Origin of the sequence: Micromonospora sp. NPDC047670, from assembly GCF_043204915.1 — a bacterium.
GTDB lineage: Bacteria > Actinomycetota > Actinomycetes > Mycobacteriales > Micromonosporaceae > Micromonospora.
On sequence record NZ_JBIDDA010000001.1, the window covers coordinates 621,441 to 638,694 of the forward strand.

The 17,254-nt window shown below is 74.1% G+C and carries 17 protein-coding genes; 11 read left to right on the forward strand and 6 right to left on the reverse strand.

Annotated elements, in window-relative coordinates; all coding sequences use genetic code 11:
* Window positions 1-312: 312 nt before the first annotated feature.
* The 5 genes from ACGF7U_RS03020 (at window position 313) to cysN (ending at window position 4,964) form a co-directional block, all read left to right on the forward strand.
* Entirely contained in the window at window positions 313-993 is a 681-nt protein-coding gene (locus tag ACGF7U_RS03020; RefSeq protein WP_393102390.1) for a 50S ribosomal protein L25/general stress protein Ctc, read from the forward strand.
* 105 nt (window positions 994-1,098) lie between these two features.
* The gene (gene pth, locus ACGF7U_RS03025; protein ID WP_393102391.1) at window positions 1,099-1,689 is read left to right on the forward strand and encodes an aminoacyl-tRNA hydrolase; all 591 of its coding nucleotides are present in this window, start codon (window positions 1,099-1,101) and stop codon (window positions 1,687-1,689) included.
* A gap of 112 nt (window positions 1,690-1,801) precedes the next feature.
* Window positions 1,802-2,635, forward strand: coding sequence for an inositol monophosphatase family protein (locus ACGF7U_RS03030; protein WP_393102392.1), 834 nt, complete (start codon window positions 1,802-1,804; stop codon window positions 2,633-2,635).
* A gap of 80 nt (window positions 2,636-2,715) precedes the next feature.
* Window positions 2,716-3,627, forward strand: coding sequence for a sulfate adenylyltransferase subunit CysD (cysD, locus tag ACGF7U_RS03035; protein WP_393102393.1), 912 nt, complete (start codon window positions 2,716-2,718; stop codon window positions 3,625-3,627).
* The gene (cysN, locus tag ACGF7U_RS03040) at window positions 3,627-4,964 is read left to right on the forward strand and encodes a sulfate adenylyltransferase subunit CysN (RefSeq protein ID WP_393102394.1); all 1,338 of its coding nucleotides are present in this window, start codon (window positions 3,627-3,629) and stop codon (window positions 4,962-4,964) included. The genes cysD and cysN overlap by 1 nt, the downstream gene beginning before the upstream one ends.
* A 3-nt stretch (window positions 4,965-4,967) precedes the next feature.
* Here the strand turns inward: cysN and ACGF7U_RS03045 are convergent, their stop codons facing one another.
* From ACGF7U_RS03045 to galE, 3 genes are all read right to left on the reverse strand, one after another.
* The gene (locus ACGF7U_RS03045) at window positions 4,968-6,260 is read right to left on the reverse strand and encodes a tetratricopeptide repeat protein (protein ID WP_393102395.1); all 1,293 of its coding nucleotides are present in this window, start codon (window positions 6,258-6,260) and stop codon (window positions 4,968-4,970) included.
* A gap of 178 nt (window positions 6,261-6,438) precedes the next feature.
* Window positions 6,439-7,599 (reverse strand): galactokinase, encoded by a 1,161-nt coding sequence (gene galK / locus ACGF7U_RS03050; protein WP_393102396.1) that lies wholly within the window; start codon window positions 7,597-7,599, stop codon window positions 6,439-6,441.
* A complete protein-coding gene (gene galE, locus ACGF7U_RS03055) occupies window positions 7,596-8,579 on the reverse strand; it encodes a UDP-glucose 4-epimerase GalE (RefSeq protein WP_393102397.1) in 984 nt (327 codons plus the stop codon). Before galE ends, galK begins: the two co-directional genes overlap by 4 nt.
* A gap of 267 nt (window positions 8,580-8,846) precedes the next feature.
* Here galE and ACGF7U_RS03060 point away from each other — a divergent pair, with 267 nt between their 5' ends.
* From ACGF7U_RS03060 to ACGF7U_RS03085, 6 genes are all read left to right on the forward strand, one after another.
* Entirely contained in the window at window positions 8,847-9,872 is a 1,026-nt protein-coding gene (locus tag ACGF7U_RS03060) for a hemolysin family protein (protein ID WP_393102398.1), read from the forward strand.
* A 33-nt stretch (window positions 9,873-9,905) separates the two neighbouring features.
* Window positions 9,906-10,931: a tryptophan--tRNA ligase gene (trpS, locus tag ACGF7U_RS03065; protein ID WP_393102399.1), complete on the forward strand. Its 1,026-nt coding sequence runs from the start codon at window positions 9,906-9,908 to the stop codon at window positions 10,929-10,931.
* 22 nt (window positions 10,932-10,953) lie between these two features.
* Window positions 10,954-11,535 carry a 2'-5' RNA ligase family protein gene (locus ACGF7U_RS03070; protein ID WP_393102400.1) on the forward strand — a complete coding sequence of 194 codons (582 nt, stop codon included), beginning with the start codon at window positions 10,954-10,956 and terminating at the stop codon, window positions 11,533-11,535.
* Window positions 11,536-11,655: 120 nt separating this feature from the next.
* Window positions 11,656-12,579: a YihY/virulence factor BrkB family protein gene (locus tag ACGF7U_RS03075; protein ID WP_393102401.1), complete on the forward strand. Its 924-nt coding sequence runs from the start codon at window positions 11,656-11,658 to the stop codon at window positions 12,577-12,579.
* Between the two features lie 14 nt (window positions 12,580-12,593).
* Window positions 12,594-12,962 carry a GntR family transcriptional regulator gene (locus ACGF7U_RS03080; RefSeq protein ID WP_393102402.1) on the forward strand — a complete coding sequence of 123 codons (369 nt, stop codon included), beginning with the start codon at window positions 12,594-12,596 and terminating at the stop codon, window positions 12,960-12,962.
* 175 nt (window positions 12,963-13,137) lie between these two features.
* On the forward strand, window positions 13,138-13,581 hold the full coding sequence (locus ACGF7U_RS03085; protein ID WP_393102403.1) for a hypothetical protein: 444 nt from the start codon (window positions 13,138-13,140) through the stop codon (window positions 13,579-13,581).
* A gap of 80 nt (window positions 13,582-13,661) precedes the next feature.
* Here ACGF7U_RS03085 and ACGF7U_RS03090 read toward each other — a convergent pair whose 3' ends face one another.
* The 3 genes from ACGF7U_RS03090 to ACGF7U_RS03100 form a co-directional block, all read right to left on the reverse strand.
* Window positions 13,662-14,033 carry a VOC family protein gene (locus ACGF7U_RS03090; protein ID WP_393102404.1) on the reverse strand — a complete coding sequence of 124 codons (372 nt, stop codon included), beginning with the start codon at window positions 14,031-14,033 and terminating at the stop codon, window positions 13,662-13,664.
* Window positions 14,034-14,213: 180 nt separating this feature from the next.
* The gene (locus ACGF7U_RS03095; protein ID WP_393102405.1) at window positions 14,214-15,848 is read right to left on the reverse strand and encodes a glycoside hydrolase family 13 protein; all 1,635 of its coding nucleotides are present in this window, start codon (window positions 15,846-15,848) and stop codon (window positions 14,214-14,216) included.
* 224 nt (window positions 15,849-16,072) lie between these two features.
* Window positions 16,073-17,164, reverse strand: coding sequence for a LacI family DNA-binding transcriptional regulator (locus tag ACGF7U_RS03100; RefSeq protein ID WP_393102406.1), 1,092 nt, complete (start codon window positions 17,162-17,164; stop codon window positions 16,073-16,075).
* Window positions 17,165-17,254 lie beyond the last annotated feature (90 nt).

Here is a 17,254-nt window from a genome sequence, read left to right on the forward strand (position 1 = left end):
CCACGCCCGGCGCGGTCGCTGTGGGTGGGGTGCGGTGGGGGTGACGGGGCCGGTGCGGGGCGGGCCCGGATCGGCCTGCGGGCCGGCGGGAACGGTGATAAGGGGACTGCCGGAAAGCTCGGAATCATCTCGGGTAGACTGGTGCGGTTGCCACGGCGAGGGTGCCCGGCGGGCCGCTGACAAGCGCCGCACGGAGGCACCGTCATCGACGCGGTGCTCCGGGCAGTCGTTCTCGACGCATGAGCCCCAGCGAGCCCCTCGCCCAGCACCGCCAGTCGACAAGCCGCCGCGCGAAGCATCAGGAGTTTCCCCGTGTCCGAGGTAAAGATCAGCGCCGAGCCCCGTACCGAGTTCGGCAAGGGTGGTGCCCGTCGTACCCGCCGGGCCGGCAAGGTGCCCGCCGTGCTGTACGGCCACGGCGAGAAGCCCAAGCACATCGCGCTGCCGGCCCGCGAGTTCGCGGCCGCGATCCGCAAGGGCGGCGCCAACCAGCTCTTCGCGATCGAGGTCAGCGACGGCACCCAGGTGCTGGCGCTGCCGAAGGCGATCCAGCGTGACCCGATCAAGGACACCTTCGAGCACGTGGACCTGCTGCTGGTCCGCCGGGGCGAGAAGGTCACCGTCGAGGTCCCGGTCCAGCTGACCGGTGAGGCCGCGAAGGACACGCTGATCGTGCACGACCACGACACCCTCTCGGTGACCGCCGACGCCACCAAGGTGCCGGACCACCTGGAGGCGTCGATCGAGGGCCTGGAGGCCGGCAGCCAGGTCACCGCCGCCGACGTCGAGCTGCCGGCCGGCGTGGAGCTGGCCGCCGACTCGGAGCAGACGGTCGCCTCCGTGACCGCCGCGCCGACCGCCGAGCAGCTCGAGGCCACCCTCCCCGAGGTCCAGGAGGCCACCGAGGAGGCCGAGGCCGAGGTCGGCGAGGAGACCGCCGAGGCTCCGGCCGCCGAGGGCGAGGAGACCGCCGAGGCGAAGACCGAGGCCTGATCGGTTCGCATCGTTGCGACAGGCGTCCCCGCACGGTCGGGGGCGCCTGTCGGCGTATCGGTGGCAGGGCGGATGGGTGACGGCGAGCAGCGGGAGGGGCGGGGCGTGACGGACGAGACGGGGCCGTGGCTGGTGGTCGGCCTGGGCAATCCCGGTCGGGAGTACGCGGGCAACCGGCACAACGTCGGCTTCATGGTGGCCGACCTGCTGGCGGGTCGGCTCGGCGCGAAGTTCGGCCGGCACAAGCGGGCGGTGGCGGAGGTCGCCGAGGGGCGGCTCGGCTTCGGCGGGCCGAAGCTGGTGCTGGTCAAGCCGTTGACCTACATGAACCTCTCCGGCGGGCCGGTGGCCGGCCTGGCCCAGTTCCACAAGGTGCCGCCGGGCCGGGTGATCGCCGTGCACGACGAGCTGGACATCGGCTACGGCCAGCTGCGGGTGAAGTGCGGCGGCGGCGAGGGCGGGCACAACGGCCTGCGGTCGATGTCGAAGTCGCTGGGCACGAAGGAGTACGTCCGGGTCCGGTTCGGCATCGGCCGGCCGCCGGGGCGGCAGGACCCGGCGGACTACGTGTTGTCGGATTTCGGCGCGGTCGAGCGTAAGGAGCTGGAGTTCCTGGTGGACCGGGCGGCGGATGTGGTGGAGTCGGTGGTCACCAGGGGCGTCGAGCCGACGCAGAACCTCTACCACGGGGTGTGAGTGCCGAATCGCCCGCGGTGAGCCGGTAGTCTGCGCCTTTCGGCGTGGCGCGACCGGCGGCGCGGGTCGGCGTGCCGGCGCGCAGCGTGGCGAGGCGACGGGAGCGGGTTTCATGGGCGGTCCTCCGATGATCGACGGCGCGTTCGCCCGGTGGCTGGCGGCGCGGGCCGGTGTGGCCCTGGTCCGTCTGCGATCGGAGATGGGTTTCGCCGACGCGGGGGCGTTGAAGGCCGCGGGCGACAAGGTCTCGCACGACGTGATCCGCACCGAGCTGGCGAAGTGGCGGCCGGGCGACGTGGTCCTCTCCGAGGAGGACGAGGGCTCGCGGCTGGCCTGGGCGGCGGAGGTGAACGCCGGGGCGGTGTCGCGGCTGACCGCCGACCGGGTGTGGATCATCGACCCGCTGGACGGCACCCGGGAGTTCGCCGAGGAGGGGCGTTCGGACTGGGCGGTGCACGTGGCGCTCTGGTCGCGGGCCGCGCCGACGCCGCACGGCCTGGTGGCGGGCGCGGTCGCGCTGCCGGCGCAGCAGCGGTTGCTGGGCACCGACAAGCCGCCGGCGTACCCGCCGATGACCGTGGCGGCGGGGGCCGCGCCCGGTGTCCGTACGATCCGCCTGGCGGCGAGCCGGAGCCGGCCGCCGGTGTTCCTGACCGACCTGGCCGAGGACGTCGGGGCGCACCTGGTGCCGATGGGCTCGGCCGGGGCGAAGATCGCCGCGGTGGTCACCGGTGAGGTGGACGCCTACATCCACGCGGGCGGGCAGTACGAGTGGGATTCGGCGGCGCCGGTGGCTGTGGCGACGGCCACCGGACTGCACGCTTCCCGGATCGACGGTTCTGCGCTGAAATACAACGAGGCGGATCCGCGTCTACCCGACCTGCTGGTCTGTCGCAAGGATCTCGCCCCTCGGTTGCTTGCAGCGCTGCAGCGTCATTCCGGGTAGCCTGAGCGGCACTTCTTGGCATGCCCGACCGGAAAGGTCTGGAATCAGATGAGCGGATTCGACCGAAGCGAGCCCGTGTCATGACCGCCCCTGCCGCCTACCAGGTGTCCCACCTCGACGCGCTGGAGGCCGAGAGCATCTTCGTGATGCGCGAGGTGGTCGCCGAGATGGAGCGGCCGGTGCTGCTCTTCTCCGGCGGCAAGGATTCGATCGTCATGCTTCGGCTGGCCCAGAAGGCGTTCGCCCCGGCCAACATCCCGTTCCCGGTGATGCACGTGGACACCGGGCACAACTTCCCCGAGGTCCTGGAGTACCGGGACCGGCGGGTCGCCGAGCTGGGCCTGCAACTGGTCGTGGCGAGCGTGCCGGAGGCCCTGGCCAGCGGCCTGGTCCGCGAGTCGGCCGACGGGACGCGCAACCGGATCCAGACTCCGGTGCTGCTGGAGGCGGTGGAGAAGCACCGCTTCGACGCGCTCTTCGGCGGCGCCCGCCGCGACGAGGAGAAGGCCCGCGCCAAGGAGCGGGTGTTCAGCTTCCGCGACGAGTTCGGCCAGTGGGACCCGAAGAACCAGCGCCCGGAGCTGTGGGCGCTCTACAACGGCCGGCACCACCCGGGCGAGTCGATCCGGGTCTTCCCGCTGTCCAACTGGACCGAGCTGGACGTGTGGCACTACATCGCCCGCGAGCGGATCGCCCTCCCGTCGATCTACTACGCGCACGAGCGCGAGGTGATCGAACGTGACGGGATGCTCTACGCGGTCAACGAGTTCTTCCGTCCGCGGGCGGGCGAGGAGCGATTCAAGGCGCGGGTGCGCTACCGGACGGTGGGCGACGCGTCCTGCACCGCGGCTGTCCGCTCCGACGCCGACACGGTGGAGAAGGTCATCGAGGAGGTCGCCGCGACCCGGATCACCGAGCGCGGCGCGACCCGCGGCGACGACCGGGTCAGCGAGGCCGCCATGGAGGACCGCAAGCGGGAGGGCTACTTCTGATGACCACCGAGACCGCCCCGCCGGCCGGCGCCAACCCGACGGACACCCGGGCCGCCACCGGCGCCGCGCCGGAGGCCCGGCCCATGGACCTGCTGCGCTTCGCCACGGCCGGCAGCGTGGACGACGGCAAGTCGACCCTGATCGGGCGGCTGCTCTATGACACGAAGTCGCTCTTCACCGACCAGCTCGCCGCCGTCGAGGCGGTCAGCGCGGCCCGGGGCGACGAGTACACGAACCTAGCGCTGCTCACCGACGGCCTGCGGGCCGAGCGGGAGCAGGGCATCACCATCGACGTGGCGTACCGCTACTTCGCCACGCCGCGGCGGAAGTTCATCATCGCCGACACCCCGGGGCACATCCAGTACACCCGGAACATGGTGACCGGGGCGTCGACGGCCGACCTGGCGCTCATCCTGGTGGACGCCCGCAAGGGCCTCGTCGAGCAGTCCCGCCGGCACGCGTTCCTCTGCTCGCTGCTGCGGGTGCCGCACCTCGTCCTCTGCGTCAACAAGATGGACCTGGTCGACTACTCGCAGGAGGTCTTCGAGCGGATCGCGGACGAGTTCACCGCGTTCGCCGCGAAGCTCGACGCGCCCGATCTGACCGTGGTGCCGATCTCCGCGCTGCGCGGCGACAACATCGTCAGCCGGTCGGAGAACATGCCCTGGTACGAGGGGCCGTCGCTGCTGCACCACCTGGAGCGGGTGCACATCGCCAGCGACCGCAACCTGGTCGACGTCCGGTTCCCCGTGCAGTACGTGATCCGGCCGCAGTCCACCACCGTCACCGACTACCGGGGCTACGCCGGCCAGGTCGCCTCGGGGGTGCTCAAGCCGGGTGACGAGGTGATGGTGCTGCCGTCCGGCTTCACCAGCCGGATCTCCGCCGTGGAGACCGCCGACGGGCCGGTGGCGGAGGCGTTCCCGCCGATGTCGGTGACCGTACGCCTGGAAGACGAGATCGACATCTCCCGGGGCGACATGATCTGCCGGCCCAACAACGCCCCGGCGGTGGCCCAGGACATCGAGGCGATGGTCTGCTGGATGGACGAGACCCGCCCGCTCCAGGTCGGCGGCAGGTACGCCATCAAGCACACCACCCGGTCGGCGCGGGCCATCGTGCGCGGCCTGCACTACCGGCTGGACATCAACTCGCTGCACCGGGACGAGGCCGCCGGCGAGCTGGGGCTCAACGAGATCGGCCGGGTGCGGCTGCGGACCACGGTGCCGCTGCTGGCCGACGAGTACCGCCGCAACCGCACCACCGGCGGCTTCGTGATCATCGACGAGACCACCAACCGTACGGTCGGCGCGGGGATGATCGTCGAGGCGCAGTGAGCCTCATCGACGGGCGGGCGCCGACGCCCGCCCGTCGCCCGTGTCGGCCCCCGCGCCTGCGGGGCTGACCGCGCCCGTTCCCGCGCCCGCCGGGCTGGCCGCGCCGGCCCCCGCGGCTGCCGGGCCGGGCGCGCCGGTCCCCACGCCCGACGTCGAGGCGATCGGCGAGGCGCCGGCGCCGGCCCGGACCTTCGCGTCCGCGCGGGCCACGAGGCGGGTCCAGATCCGATAGCCGACCCAGCGGACCACCGGGACGGCCCGGCGCGTGAGCTGCCGCCAGGCGCGGAAGGCGAGGACCGCGCCAGGGGGCATCAGCAGCAGCGCGGCCAGCCCGCCGGCGGGGGTGTCCCTGCCGGGGGCGAGGCCGCTGACGAGCAGCCCGCCGACCGCCGCCGCGGTGAGCGCCAGGCAGAGCACGACGGAGGTCGTGCCGAGCTGGCGGCGAAGCTGGCGGCGAACCGCCGGCGGTTGCCGCCGCCAGACCGCCGGGACCGCCCCGGCGACGACCGCCAGGAGGGCCACGGCGGCGGCGAGCCGCACCGGCTGCCCGACGTCGAGCAGGGCGAACAGCGTCCAGTGGCCGGCGCCGGCCAGCGCCGCCGCGTCGAACAGGCGCCAGCACAGGGCCGCCGCGACCGCCTCGTGCGCCCCGGCGGCCCACCGGGCCTGCGGGTTGGCGGCCAGGGCGTCGGTGAGCCCCCGCGCGGCCCGGCCGACCCGGTCCTTCGCCGCGTCCATCCGCGCCAGCAGGGCCAGCGCCGGCTCGTACGCCGGATCCAGGACGAGGGCCTGGCCGCACGCCTGCCGGGCCGCGCGGAGCCGGCCCATCCGCAGGTGGATCCGGGCGTCCAGCAGGTGGACGTCGGGGATGTCGTGGCGGATCTCCAGCGCGGTGTCGGCGTGCCGGCGGGCGACCACGACGCGGGTGGGGTTGCCCATGGTCAGCAGCGCCTCCGCGAAGAGCGCGTGGGCCTCCCACGACTGCGGCGCCAGCTCCAGGGCACGCTGGGCGGCGGCCGCCGCGTAGCCGGCCTGCCCTGCCACCAGCAGGATCCGGGCCTTCTCGGCGAGCAGGTGCTCCTGGGTGCGCGCGACGCCGAGGGCCTGGTCCACCAGGCGCATGGCCTCCGCCAGCTGGCCCATGGACCGGTGGCAGCGGGCCAGCTGCACCAGCAACCCGGCGTGGTGGGGCTGCTCGGCCAGCGCGCCGCGCAGCACCTGCGCCGCCTCGGCGTGCCGCCCGACGCGGCTCAGCGCCTGGGCCCGCTCCTGCGCGACCACTCCGGCATCGCTCACGTCGCCTCCCCTTGCCGGCGCGATCCGGTCGGAGGGACACCCTACCGACCGTCCCGCTCGGACGGTCCGGCGCAGGCCGCCGGCGCGGGCGGTGGTCGTCGCGCCGACGGCGGCCCGCACATCCAGGACGGCGGCCCGCCGGAGCCTTCGTCGCCCGGCGGGCCGACACCTCGCGCGTTCAGTCCAGCCGGGTCGCTCCGGGGGCGGGCAGGACCGTGACGTGACCCGGCGCGGCGAAGCCGCGTTCGGCGTACGCGGCCGTGACGGCGTCGGCGACCGCCCCGGCGCGGTCGGCGTCGACCAGGGCGAGGACGCAACCGCCGAAGCCGCCGCCGGTCATCCGCGCGCCGAGCGCGCCGGCGGACAGGGCCGCCTCGACGGCCGTGTCGATCTCCGGCACCGTGATCTCGAAGTCGTCGCGCATCGAGGCGTGTGAGGCGGTCAGCAGCGGGCCGATGTCGCGTACCTTGCCGGCGCGCAGCAGGGCGACGGTGTCGAGCACCCGCTGGTCCTCGGTCACCACGTGCCGCACCCGGCGGCGGGTCTCGGCGTCGTCGAGCCGGGCCAGCGCGTCGGCCAGCCCGTCGGCGGGGACGTCCCGCAGCGCCGGGACGCCGAGCAGGCCGGCCGCCGTCTCGCAGGAGGCGCGGCGGGCGGCGTACTCACCGTCGGCGTGCCGGTGCGGGGCGCGGCTGTCGAGCACCAGCACGGCCAGGCCGGCGGCGTCCAGGTCGAAGGGGATGTGCTCGACGGACTCGTCGCGGCAGTCCAGGAAGAGCGCGTGCCCGGCGCGGCAGCGGATCACCGCCGACTGGTCCATGATCCCGGTCGGCGCGCCGACGTAGACGTTCTCGGCGCGCTGGGCCAGCCGGGGCTGCCGCTCGCGGGGCAGCTCCAGCCCGCCGAGGTCGACCAGGGCGGCCAGCACGGCGGCCTCCAGCGCCGCCGACGAGGAGAGGCCGGAGCCCAGCGGCACGTCGGAGGTGATCGCCAGCCGGGCGCCGGGTACGGCGTGGCCGGCCTCCCGCAGCGCCCAGACCACCCCGGCCACGTACGCGCCCCAGCCGGCGACCCGGCCCGGCCCGGCCACCTCGTCGGCGCCGAAGGCGACCGTCTCGCCGGACAGCTCGGACCAGACCGTCCAGCGCTCGCCGGGCTGCCCGGCGGCGGCGGCCACCGTGCGCAGCGGCAGCGCGAAGGGCAGCACGAAGCCGTCGTTGTAGTCGGTGTGCTCGCCGATCAGGTTGGCCCGGCCGGGAGCCGCCCAGCGGCCCGCGGGCTCCTCGCCGTACGCCGAACGGAATCCGGCGGTGGCGCGGGCGGCGACGTCGGCGGTCACCGCGGCCCCGCCACGTGCGTGCGGTAGAACGCCCAGGCGTCGCCGACCATGTCGTGCAGCGTCGGCTTCTCCGGCACCCAGCCCAGTTCCTCGCGGGCCAGCGCGGACGAGGCGACCAGCTCGGCGGGGTCGCCCTCGCGGCGCGGGGCCACCTCGACCGGCACCGGGTGCCCGGTGACCTCGCGGACCACCTCGACCACCTGCCGGTTGGTGAAGCCGTTGCCGTTGCCCAGGTTGTAGATCCGGTGCTGGCCGGGGGTGGCCGCGTCGAGCGCGAGCAGGTGGGCGCGGGCCAGGTCGGCGACGTGGATGTAGTCGCGCACGCAGGTGCCGTCGACGGTGGGGTAGTCGTCGCCGAAGAGCTGGAGCTTCTCGCGGCGGCCGGCGGCCACCTCCAGCGCGATCGGGATCAGGTGGGTCTCCGGGTCGTGCCGCTCGCCGAGCGCGACGTCGCCGTCGAGGTGCGCCCCGGCGACGTTGAAGTAGCGCAGCGAGACGGCGGCCAGGCCGTGGGCGACCGTCTCGGAGGTGAGCGCCATGTCGACGGCGAGCTTGGTGGCGCCGTACGTGTTGGTGGGGGCCTTCACCGCGCTCTCGGGGATCGGCAGCTCGGTGGGGTTGCCGTAGACCGCGGCGGTGGAGGAGAAGACCAGCCGGGGCACGCGGGCGGCCCGGACGGCGTCGATCAGGGCGAGCGAGCCGACGGTGTTGGTGTGCCAGTAGAGCTCCGGCTTGACCATCGACTCGCCGGCGGCGATCAGGGCGGCGAAGTGCAGCACCCCGTCGAAGCCCGCGTCGGGGGTGAGCACCTGGGCGACGTCGTGGATGGCGGCGTGGACGTGCGTGGCGTCGGGCGCGAGCGCCTCCCGGTGGCCGGTGCGCAGGTCGTCGAGGACGACCACCTCGTGTCCCGCGTCGAGCAGCATCCGGGTCACCACGCTGCCGATGAAGCCGGCGCCGCCGGTGACGAGCAGTTTCACGTCGGTCTCCTCCCGCCCGGCCGCCCGGTCGCGGCCGTGTCGTGATCACCCTAAGGCCGCCCGCCGTGCTCCCGCCCGCCGTCGACGCGCGCCCGGCCCGACGCGCTGACGACGCCGCCGGATCCCGGGAGGGCCCTCCCGCCACGAGGCGCGGGGGAGGGCGCCCTTGCCCGGCCGCAGCCCTCGCCATTCCATCACAATCTTTCAGATCCGAACAGAGGCGAACATCGCGCGCCCGGCGGCCCGGCGCTGTCTACCATCACTGTCATGCGGGAAGCGGGTGGTCCCGGGCCGCGTAGACGCGCCCGGAATCGGTCGCGTCGCGAGCCGGGGCCGCTGGCCCGGGCCGTCGCCCGGATCCTGGTCCGCGCCGCCGACGGCGCCACCCGCGCGGTGACGGACCTGCTGGGCGCGAGCCCGGCGGCCGGCCGGGAGCGGATCAGCGAGGCGGAACTGCGCGACCTGGTCGCCGCCAACACCCTGCTCGACCCGTTCGAGCGCCGGATCATCGACGAGGTGCTGGTCGCCGGGGCGAGCCTGGTCCGCGAGGTGATGATGCCCCGCACCGAGGTGGTGTTCCTCTCCGCCCGGCTGACCATCGCCGAGGCGGAGCGGCTGGTCCGGGCCGAGACGCACACCCGCTACCCGGTCGTCGACGGCACCCACGACGACGTGGTCGGCTTCGTGCACCTGCGCGACGTGCTGCTCCGCCCCGACCTCGACCCCTGCACCACGGTCGGTGAGCTGACCCGGGAGGTGAAGCGGCTGCCCGGCAGCAAGCGCGTGCTCGCGGCGCTGAGCGAGATGCGCCGGGAGCGCCACCACCTCGCCGTCGTCGTCGACGAGTACGGCGGCACCGCCGGCATCGTCACCCTGGAGGACCTCATCGAGGAACTGATCGGGGAGATCCACGACGAGTACGACACCGCCCCCGAACCGGTGCACGCCGGCCTGCCCGCCGTGGTGGACGGTCGGCTCAACCTCGCCGACTTCGCCGAGCGCACCGGGGTGACGCTGCCGCCCGGTCCGTACGAGACGGTGGGCGGCTTCGTGATGGCGGCGCTGGGCCGGCTCCCCGTCCCCGGCGACGAGGTGCCCGTGGCGGGCAACCCGGCCGACGGCGGCGGCCCGGGCGCCGGCGACCCGCCCGGCGGCTGGCTGCTGCGGGTGCACACGCTTGAGGGGCGCCGGGTGGCCCGGCTCACCGTCTCCGCCGTGCGCGTGCCGGAGCCCCGGCACGAGGTCAACGTGCCGGCGCCGGTGGGTCGGGGCCGACCCGCCGGCCCGTCATGACGTCCGCCGGGCGTTGCTGACAGAATTGCCGTCATGTCCGACGTTCCCGCCCGCCCCCGCGTCTTCTCCGGCATCCAGCCGACGGCCGACTCGTTCCACCTCGGCAACTACCTCGGCGCGGTGCGGCACTGGGTGGCCCTGCAGGACACCCACGACGCGTACTACTGCGTCGTCGACCTGCACGCGATCACCGCCGGGCACGACCCGAAGGTGCTCCGGCAGCGGTCCCGGCTGGCCGCCGCGCAGCTCTTCGCCGTGGGTCTCGACCCGGAGCGCAGCACGCTCTTCGTCCAGTCGCAGGTGCCCGAGCACTCGCAGCTTGCCTGGGTCCTGGGCTGCATCACCGGGTTCGGCGAGGCGAGCCGGATGACCCAGTTCAAGGACAAGTCGCAGAAGCAGGGCGGCGAGCGGGCGAGCGTCGGCCTGTTCACCTACCCGATCCTGCAGGCCGCCGACATCCTGCTCTACCAGGCCCACGCGGTGCCGGTGGGTGAGGACCAGCGCCAGCACCTGGAGCTCTCCCGCGACCTGGCCCAGCGGTTCAACTCGCTGTTCGGGCAGACCTTCACGGTGCCCGCCCCGCACATCGTCAAGGACACCGCGAAGATCACCGACCTGCAGGACCCGACGGCGAAGATGTCGAAGTCGTCGTCCTCGCCGGCCGGCATCATCGACCTGCTGGACGACCCGGCGCGCTCGGCCAAGAAGATCCGCTCGGCGGTCACCGACACCGGGCGGGAGATCGTCTTCGACAGCGAGACCAAGCCGGGCGTCTCCAACCTGCTGACCATCTACTCCGCGCTGAGCGGGCGGAGCATCGACGACCTGGTGGCCGCGTACGCCGGCAAGGGCTACGGCGACCTGAAGAAGGACCTCGCCGAGGTGGTGCGGGAGTTCGTCACGCCGATCCAGGAGCGCACCCGGACCTACCTCGACGACCCGGCGCAGCTGGACAAGCTGCTCGCCGCCGGCGCGGAGAAGGCCCGCGCGGTCGCCGCGGCGACGCTGCGCGACGCGTACGAGCGGGTGGGCTTCTTCCCGCCGGTGCGCGGCGAGTAGCGCCGCGGCGCGACGGGCGGGGGTGGACAGGTCGGTGGCCGGAGGGGTGGCGCGGAGCGTGGATCGCAGGGACGGGGCGCCGGATGCCGGTGACACCATCCAGATCGGCATCGCGGTGGACATCCCGGAGCCGTGGGGCGGCATGCTCACCCGACGCCGGGTCGAGGCCGGGGACCCGCAGGTCGTGCCCGCGCACGTGACCCTGCTCGGGCCGACCGAGATCGCGGTGGCGTCACTGCCGGCGGTGGAGCGGCACCTCACCGCCGTCGCCGCCGCCCACCTGCCGTTCACGCTGCACCTGCGCGGCACCGGCACCTTCCGGCCGGTGACCCAGGTGGTCTTCGTGGCGGTGGCCGCCGGGATCAGCGAGTGCGAGCTGCTGGCCGCCGCGATCAGCGCCGCACCGGAGTTGCGTCGCGAGGCGCGCTTCCCCTACCACCCGCACGTCACCGTCGCCCAGGACGTCGCGCCGGAGGCGCTGGACCGGGCGTACGAGGACCTGGCCGACTTCTCCGCGATGTTCGAGGTGGAGGCGTTCACCCTCTTCTCGCACAGCGGGCAGACCCGGTGGCAGCCGCGCCGGGACTTCCGGCTGGGCGGCTGAGACCCGTCCGCTGGATGCGCGGCGGCGCCCGGTGTCGACCACGCGTCCCGACGCGCCGGTGCGGCGAGGGCCGGCGGCTGCTTACCCGCGCGCTGGCGGGAGATCGGCGAGGATGACGGCGTGAACGTGATGGGGCGCATCGAGGCGGGCATCGACCGTCGGATCAGCGCCGCGCGTCGCCGGTCCGGCGCCGTCGACCACCTGTGGCGGGCCGGCGTGCTCTACAACGACGTGCTGGGCGGGCGGTTGGCCGCCGCGATCGCCTACTACGGCTTCTTCGCGGTGTTCGCGCTCGCGCTGGTCGCGTACTCGATCTTCGGGGCCATCCTGGAGGACAACGACGAGGTCAGCGCCGCCGCCGCCGACTTCCTCCGGGAGAACCTGCCGTTCCTCGACCCCGTGCAGATCGCCGAGAGCAGCGGCACGGTCGGGGTGGTCGGCCTGGTCATCCTGGGCTTCACCGGCATCGGCTGGGTGGAGGCCATCCGCTCCTCCCAGCGGCTGATGTACGGGCTCAACCAGCAGCCCGGCAACCTGGTGGTCCGCCGCCTGGTCGACCTCGGCGTGCTGCTCGCCATCTTCGTGCTGCTCGGCGTCTCGGTGGCGGCGGTGGACGCGCTGGAGTCGCTGCTGCGCTTCCTGCTGCGCAGCACCGGCTCGGTCGGGCTGACCACGGTCAGCGCGGTGCTCAGCGTGCTGGTCAACGCGGTGCTCGCCACCCTGCTGCTGGTGGCGGTGCCGCGGCTGCGGATGAGCCGGGTCCGGCTGCGCCCGGTGGTGCTGCTGGTCGCCGTCGGCATCACGCTGCTGAACACCGTCGGGCGCTACTACGTGGTGCGCACCGAACGGAACCCGGCGTACACGGTGGTGGCGGGCGCGGTGGGGCTGCTGCTCTACCTCTACCTGCTCAACCAGTTGGTGCTCTTCGGCGCGGCGCTCGCCGCGACCAGCCGGCGCGGCCGGGTGGTGGACCTGGCGGAGGGCCCGGCGCCGGCCGACCTCGACGCGGAGACGGAACCCGGCGCGCCGGGCGGGGCCGGATGAACGGGGGAGCGGGCGTGCGCGTCTCGGTCGACCAGGGCTCGGCGGTGCCGCCGTACGAGCAGGTGCGTGGGCAGCTCGCGGAGCTGATCGGGACGGGCCGGCTGGCGGTCGGCACCCGGCTGCCGACGGTGCGGCAGTTCGCGGCGGACCTCGGGCTGGCGGCCAACACGGTGGCGCGGGCGTACCGGGAGCTGGAGGCGGCCGGCCTGCTGGAGACGCGGGGCCGGCACGGCACCTTCGTCGCAGCCGGCCGCGATGACGCGGTGGACCGGTTGCAGCGGGTGGCGGCCGACTACGCCGCCGAGGCCGCCCGGTTGGGGGTGCCGCCGTCGGCCGCGCTCGCCCTGGTCCGCGCGGCGTTGGACGCGGCGCGACCGGGCTGACGGCGCGACCGAGTGACGGCGCGACCGGGCTGACGGTGCGGCGGACGCGCTCCGGCCGTCGCCCGCCGAGCGGCCGTTTCCGCCGACCGCCCGGCCGGGGTTCCCGACGGCCACGACGCCGGCGATTGGGCCGAATGCCACCCGCGTTTCCGCCGCGACGGACGATGATGGGCGCGTGGGCGCACTCGTGACACTGGACCTGCCGGAAGACTCGCCGATGCTCGGCCTGCCGTGGATCATCACCTTCGGCCCACTCGGCGACGCCGACGAGTGGGAACCGGTGGTCTGCGGCCCCTACGAGCGGCCGCACGCCCTCGCGCTCGCCGAGGCGGTGGTTGCCGAGGAGCAGCTGATGGCGGTGGTCGAGCCCCTGCTGCCGGCGGTGTCGGCGGAGGAGATCCGGGGCGAGATCGCCGCCGCGCAGATCGCCGCCGAGGACGAGACGGCGCAGATCGAGGAGGCCGACCTCTACGGCGACTTCGAGGACACCATCGACGAGGAGTTGGAGGCGGCGGCCGCCGAGGACGACCGGACCGAGCCGCTCGCCCCGCCCAGCGAGGCCGAACTGCGCGCGGGCTTCGGCCGCATCGCCGCGAAGCTCACCGGCGGGGCGGCCTGAGCCGGCCCCGCTCCCGGCGAGCGGTGGCGGGCGGTCGGGCGCGTCTCCATCGCCGCGACGCCCGGCGGCACAACGGGCGGTCAGGGGCGACCCGGCGGCCGGTGCAGCACGCAGAACTCGTTGCCCTCGGGGTCGACCAGTACGTCGAAGCCCTCGTCGCCGCGCTGTCCCACGTCCGCGCGTCGGGCGCCGAGCCCGATCAGCCGGCGCACCTCGTCGGCCGGGTCGCCGTCGGCGACGAGGTCCAGGTGCAGTCGGTTCTTGCCGCGCTTCGGCGTGCCGGAGCCCTGCAACCAGACCGTCGCGGCTCCGACCTCGCCGGCCGGGGGAAAGAGCCTGGCGCTGCCGTCGCCGCCCGCGTGGACGACGTAGCCGAGGGCCGCCGACCAGAAACCGGCCATCAGGTCGAGATCGACGACGTCGAGGGTGTACTGCGCGACGCGAACCACCATGGGGTCGTCGTACCCCGGTGCGCCGGGAGCGACACCCGGTTCCGATGGACGCCGGCACCGCGGGGAGCGGACTCCCCGAGGCGCCGGCGCCACCTCACCCCCCACCACAAGGGGTCGGTAGCCCAGCCGCCCGTCGGCGCGGGGCACAACGGACGACCAGGTCGATGACGGGTTACCCGCTCAGCGCCGTTCGAACCAGGCAGCCGCGTCGACCGGGAGCACGTGGCCGGCGCCCTGCCCGGTGAGCGTCTCGCTGGCGGCGATCGGCTCGCCGTACCCGTCGATCAGGGCCGGCGCACCGCTGATGTTGACCACGCAGGTCAGCACGGTGTCGCCGGCGGCGCGGCTGAAGGCGAGCACGCCCGGCTCGGTCTCCAGCCAGGTGACCCCGCCCGCGTCGGCGGCGAGCGCCGGGTGCTCGTGGCGGATCCGCAGGGCGGCGCGGTAGAGCTCCAGCGTCGAGCCGGGCACGCCGGTCTGGGCGGCGACCGAGAGGCCGCGCCAGGTCGCCGGGGCCGGCAGCCAGCTCAGCTCGCTGCCGGCCGGCCCGAAGCCGTACGGGGCCAGCTCGCCGCTCCACGGGATCGGCACCCGGCAGCCGTCGCGGCTCTCGCCGGTGCGCAGGAACGCCGGGTCCTGCCGCAGCTCGTCCGGCAGGTCGAGCACCTCCGGCAGGCCCAGCTCCTCGCCCTGGTAGATGTAGGCGCAGCCGGGCAGGGCGAGCATCAGCAGGGTGGCCGCGCGGGCCCGGCGCAGTCCTTCGGCGCCGTCGCCGTAGCGGGTGACGTGCCGCTGCTTGTCGTGGTTGGAGAGCACCCAGGTGGTCGGCGCGCCGACGATGGTCGACTCGGCGAGGGCGGTGTCGATCACCTTGCGGAACGAGTCGGCCGACCAGGTCGCGTCGAGGAAGTCGAAGCTGAACGCCTGGTGCAGCTCGTCCGGGCCGATGTAGCGGGCGAGGCGCTGCGGGGTCTCGGCCCACGCCTCGGCGACCGCCATCCGGCCGCCCGGATAGCTGTCCAGGATCGGCCGCCAGGCGCGGTAGATGTCGTGCACCTCGTCCTGGTCGAAGTAGGGGAGCCGGCCCTTGCCGAGCAGTTCCACCTGACGCTGCCCGGTGGTCATCGTGCTGAAGCCGACGTCCGGCAGCCCTTCGGCCTTGATCATGCCGTGGGCCACGTCGATCCGGAAGCCGTCCACGCCCCGGTCCAGCCAGAAGCGCAGGATGTCCTCGAACTCGGCGCGGACCTCGGGGTGGCGCCAGTTCAGGTCCGGCTGGGCCGGGTCGAACAGGTGCAGGTACCACTGGCCGTCGTCGACGCGGGTCCAGGCGGGGCCGCCAAAGATGCTCTCCCAGTCGTTGGGCGGCTGCTCGCCGTCGGCGCCCCTGCCGTCGGCGAAGAGGTAGCGCTCGCGCTCGGCGGAGCCCGGCCCGGCGGCCAGCGCGGCCCGGAACCACGGGTGCGCGTCGGAGGTGTGGTTGGGCACCAGGTCGACGATGATCCGCAGGCCGAGCGCGTGCGCGTCGGTGATCATCGCGTCGAAGTCGGCCAGGGTGCCGAACATCGGGTCGACGTCGCGGTAGTCGGCGACGTCGTACCCGCCGTCGACCATCGGCGAGGTGTAGAAGGGGGTCAGCCAGAGCGCGTCGACACCGAGCTCGTGCAGGTACGGCAGGCGCTCGCGGATGCCCTGCAGGTCGCCGATCCCGTCGCCGTTGGAGTCGGCGAAGCTGCGGACGTAGACCTGGTAGACGACCGCGGAGCGCCACCAGTCGTCGTCGGAGGTCAGCGGCGTGGGGTTGCTGACGGTCATCGGAGGCGGTTCCCCGTTCTGTGACGCGCGGGACAGCGGCACCCGGCGCGGTGCGGGTGGAAGGCGCGATATGTCTGAGCAGAATGCCGCCCAGATACTGCAAGAGTCAAGCATTCCTTGCGCAAGGAATGGCGTCGGTCACGCCATGCGCCCGGGTCCGCGGCCGGTCGCCCGGGGGCGGAAGCGGTTCGCCGGCCGGTCGGTCGCGACCCGGAGCGGGGTGGTCAGGCCGGAACGGCGAGGGCGGGCGGCGCCGGTCGCTGGCGGGTCGGGCCGCCGCCCTGGGTGGAGCGGGCGCCGTCCGCCGGGGCCACCGCGGTGGAGCCGCGCACCACCAGCTCGGGGCGGAACACGTACTCCGAGTGGGGGGCGGCGTGCCCGTTGATCTCGTCGACCAGGGCCCGGACGGCGGCGACCGCCATCGCGGCCACCGGCTGGCGCATGGTGGTCAGCGGCGGGTCGGTGAAGGCCATCAGCGGGGAGTCGTCGTAGCCGACCACCGAGAGGTCCCCCGGCACGGAGAGGCCACGCTGCCGGGCGGCTCGGATGGCGCCGAGCGCCATCAGGTCCGAGCCGCAGACGATGCCGGTGACGCCCCGGTCCAGCAGCCGCGCGGCGGCCGCCTCGCCACCCTCCACGCCGAACAGGGAGAGCTCGGCCAGCTCGCCGAGGTCCGCCTCGGCCACGCCGGCCAGCCGGACCATCGCGGCCCGGAAGCCGGCCACCCGCCGCTGCACCGGCACGAACCGGTCCGGTCCCGTGATCAGGCCGATGCGGCGGTGCCCGAGCGCCACCAGGTGGGCCACGGCCAGTTCGGTGGCCTCGCCGTCGTCACAGGAGACGAAGGGCGCGGGGATGCCCGGCGCGTACCCGTTGATCATCACGATGGGCAGCGGGCGGGCGAGCAGGGCGCGGTACCGGTCGTGGTTGGCGGCGGTGTCGGCGTGCAGGCCGGAGACGAAGACGATCCCGGAGACCTGCCGGTCCAGCAGCATCTCGACGTACTCGTCCTCCGTGACGCCGCCGGGGGTCTGGGTGCACAGCACGGGGGTGAACCCGCTCTGCGCCAGCGTCGACTCGATGACCTGCGCGAACGCGGGGAAGATCGGGTTGTCCAGTTCGGGGACCACCAGACCCACCAGGCCGGCGCTGCGCTTGCGCAGCCGGGCCGGGCGCTCGTAGCCGAGCACATCGAGGGCGGTCAGGACGGCCTGCCGGGTTTCGGGGGCCACTCCCGGGCGGTCGTTGAGCACCCGCGACACCGTGGCCTCGCTGACTTCGGCCTGTTGGGCGATGTCGGACAGTCGAGCGCGCATGGCCCGCACTTTAGCTCACGAGCAAGTTCTTGCGTACACTCTTGCAAGCCCTTCCATTCTCTGAAACCCCTTGCTAACGTCCCCGCAACA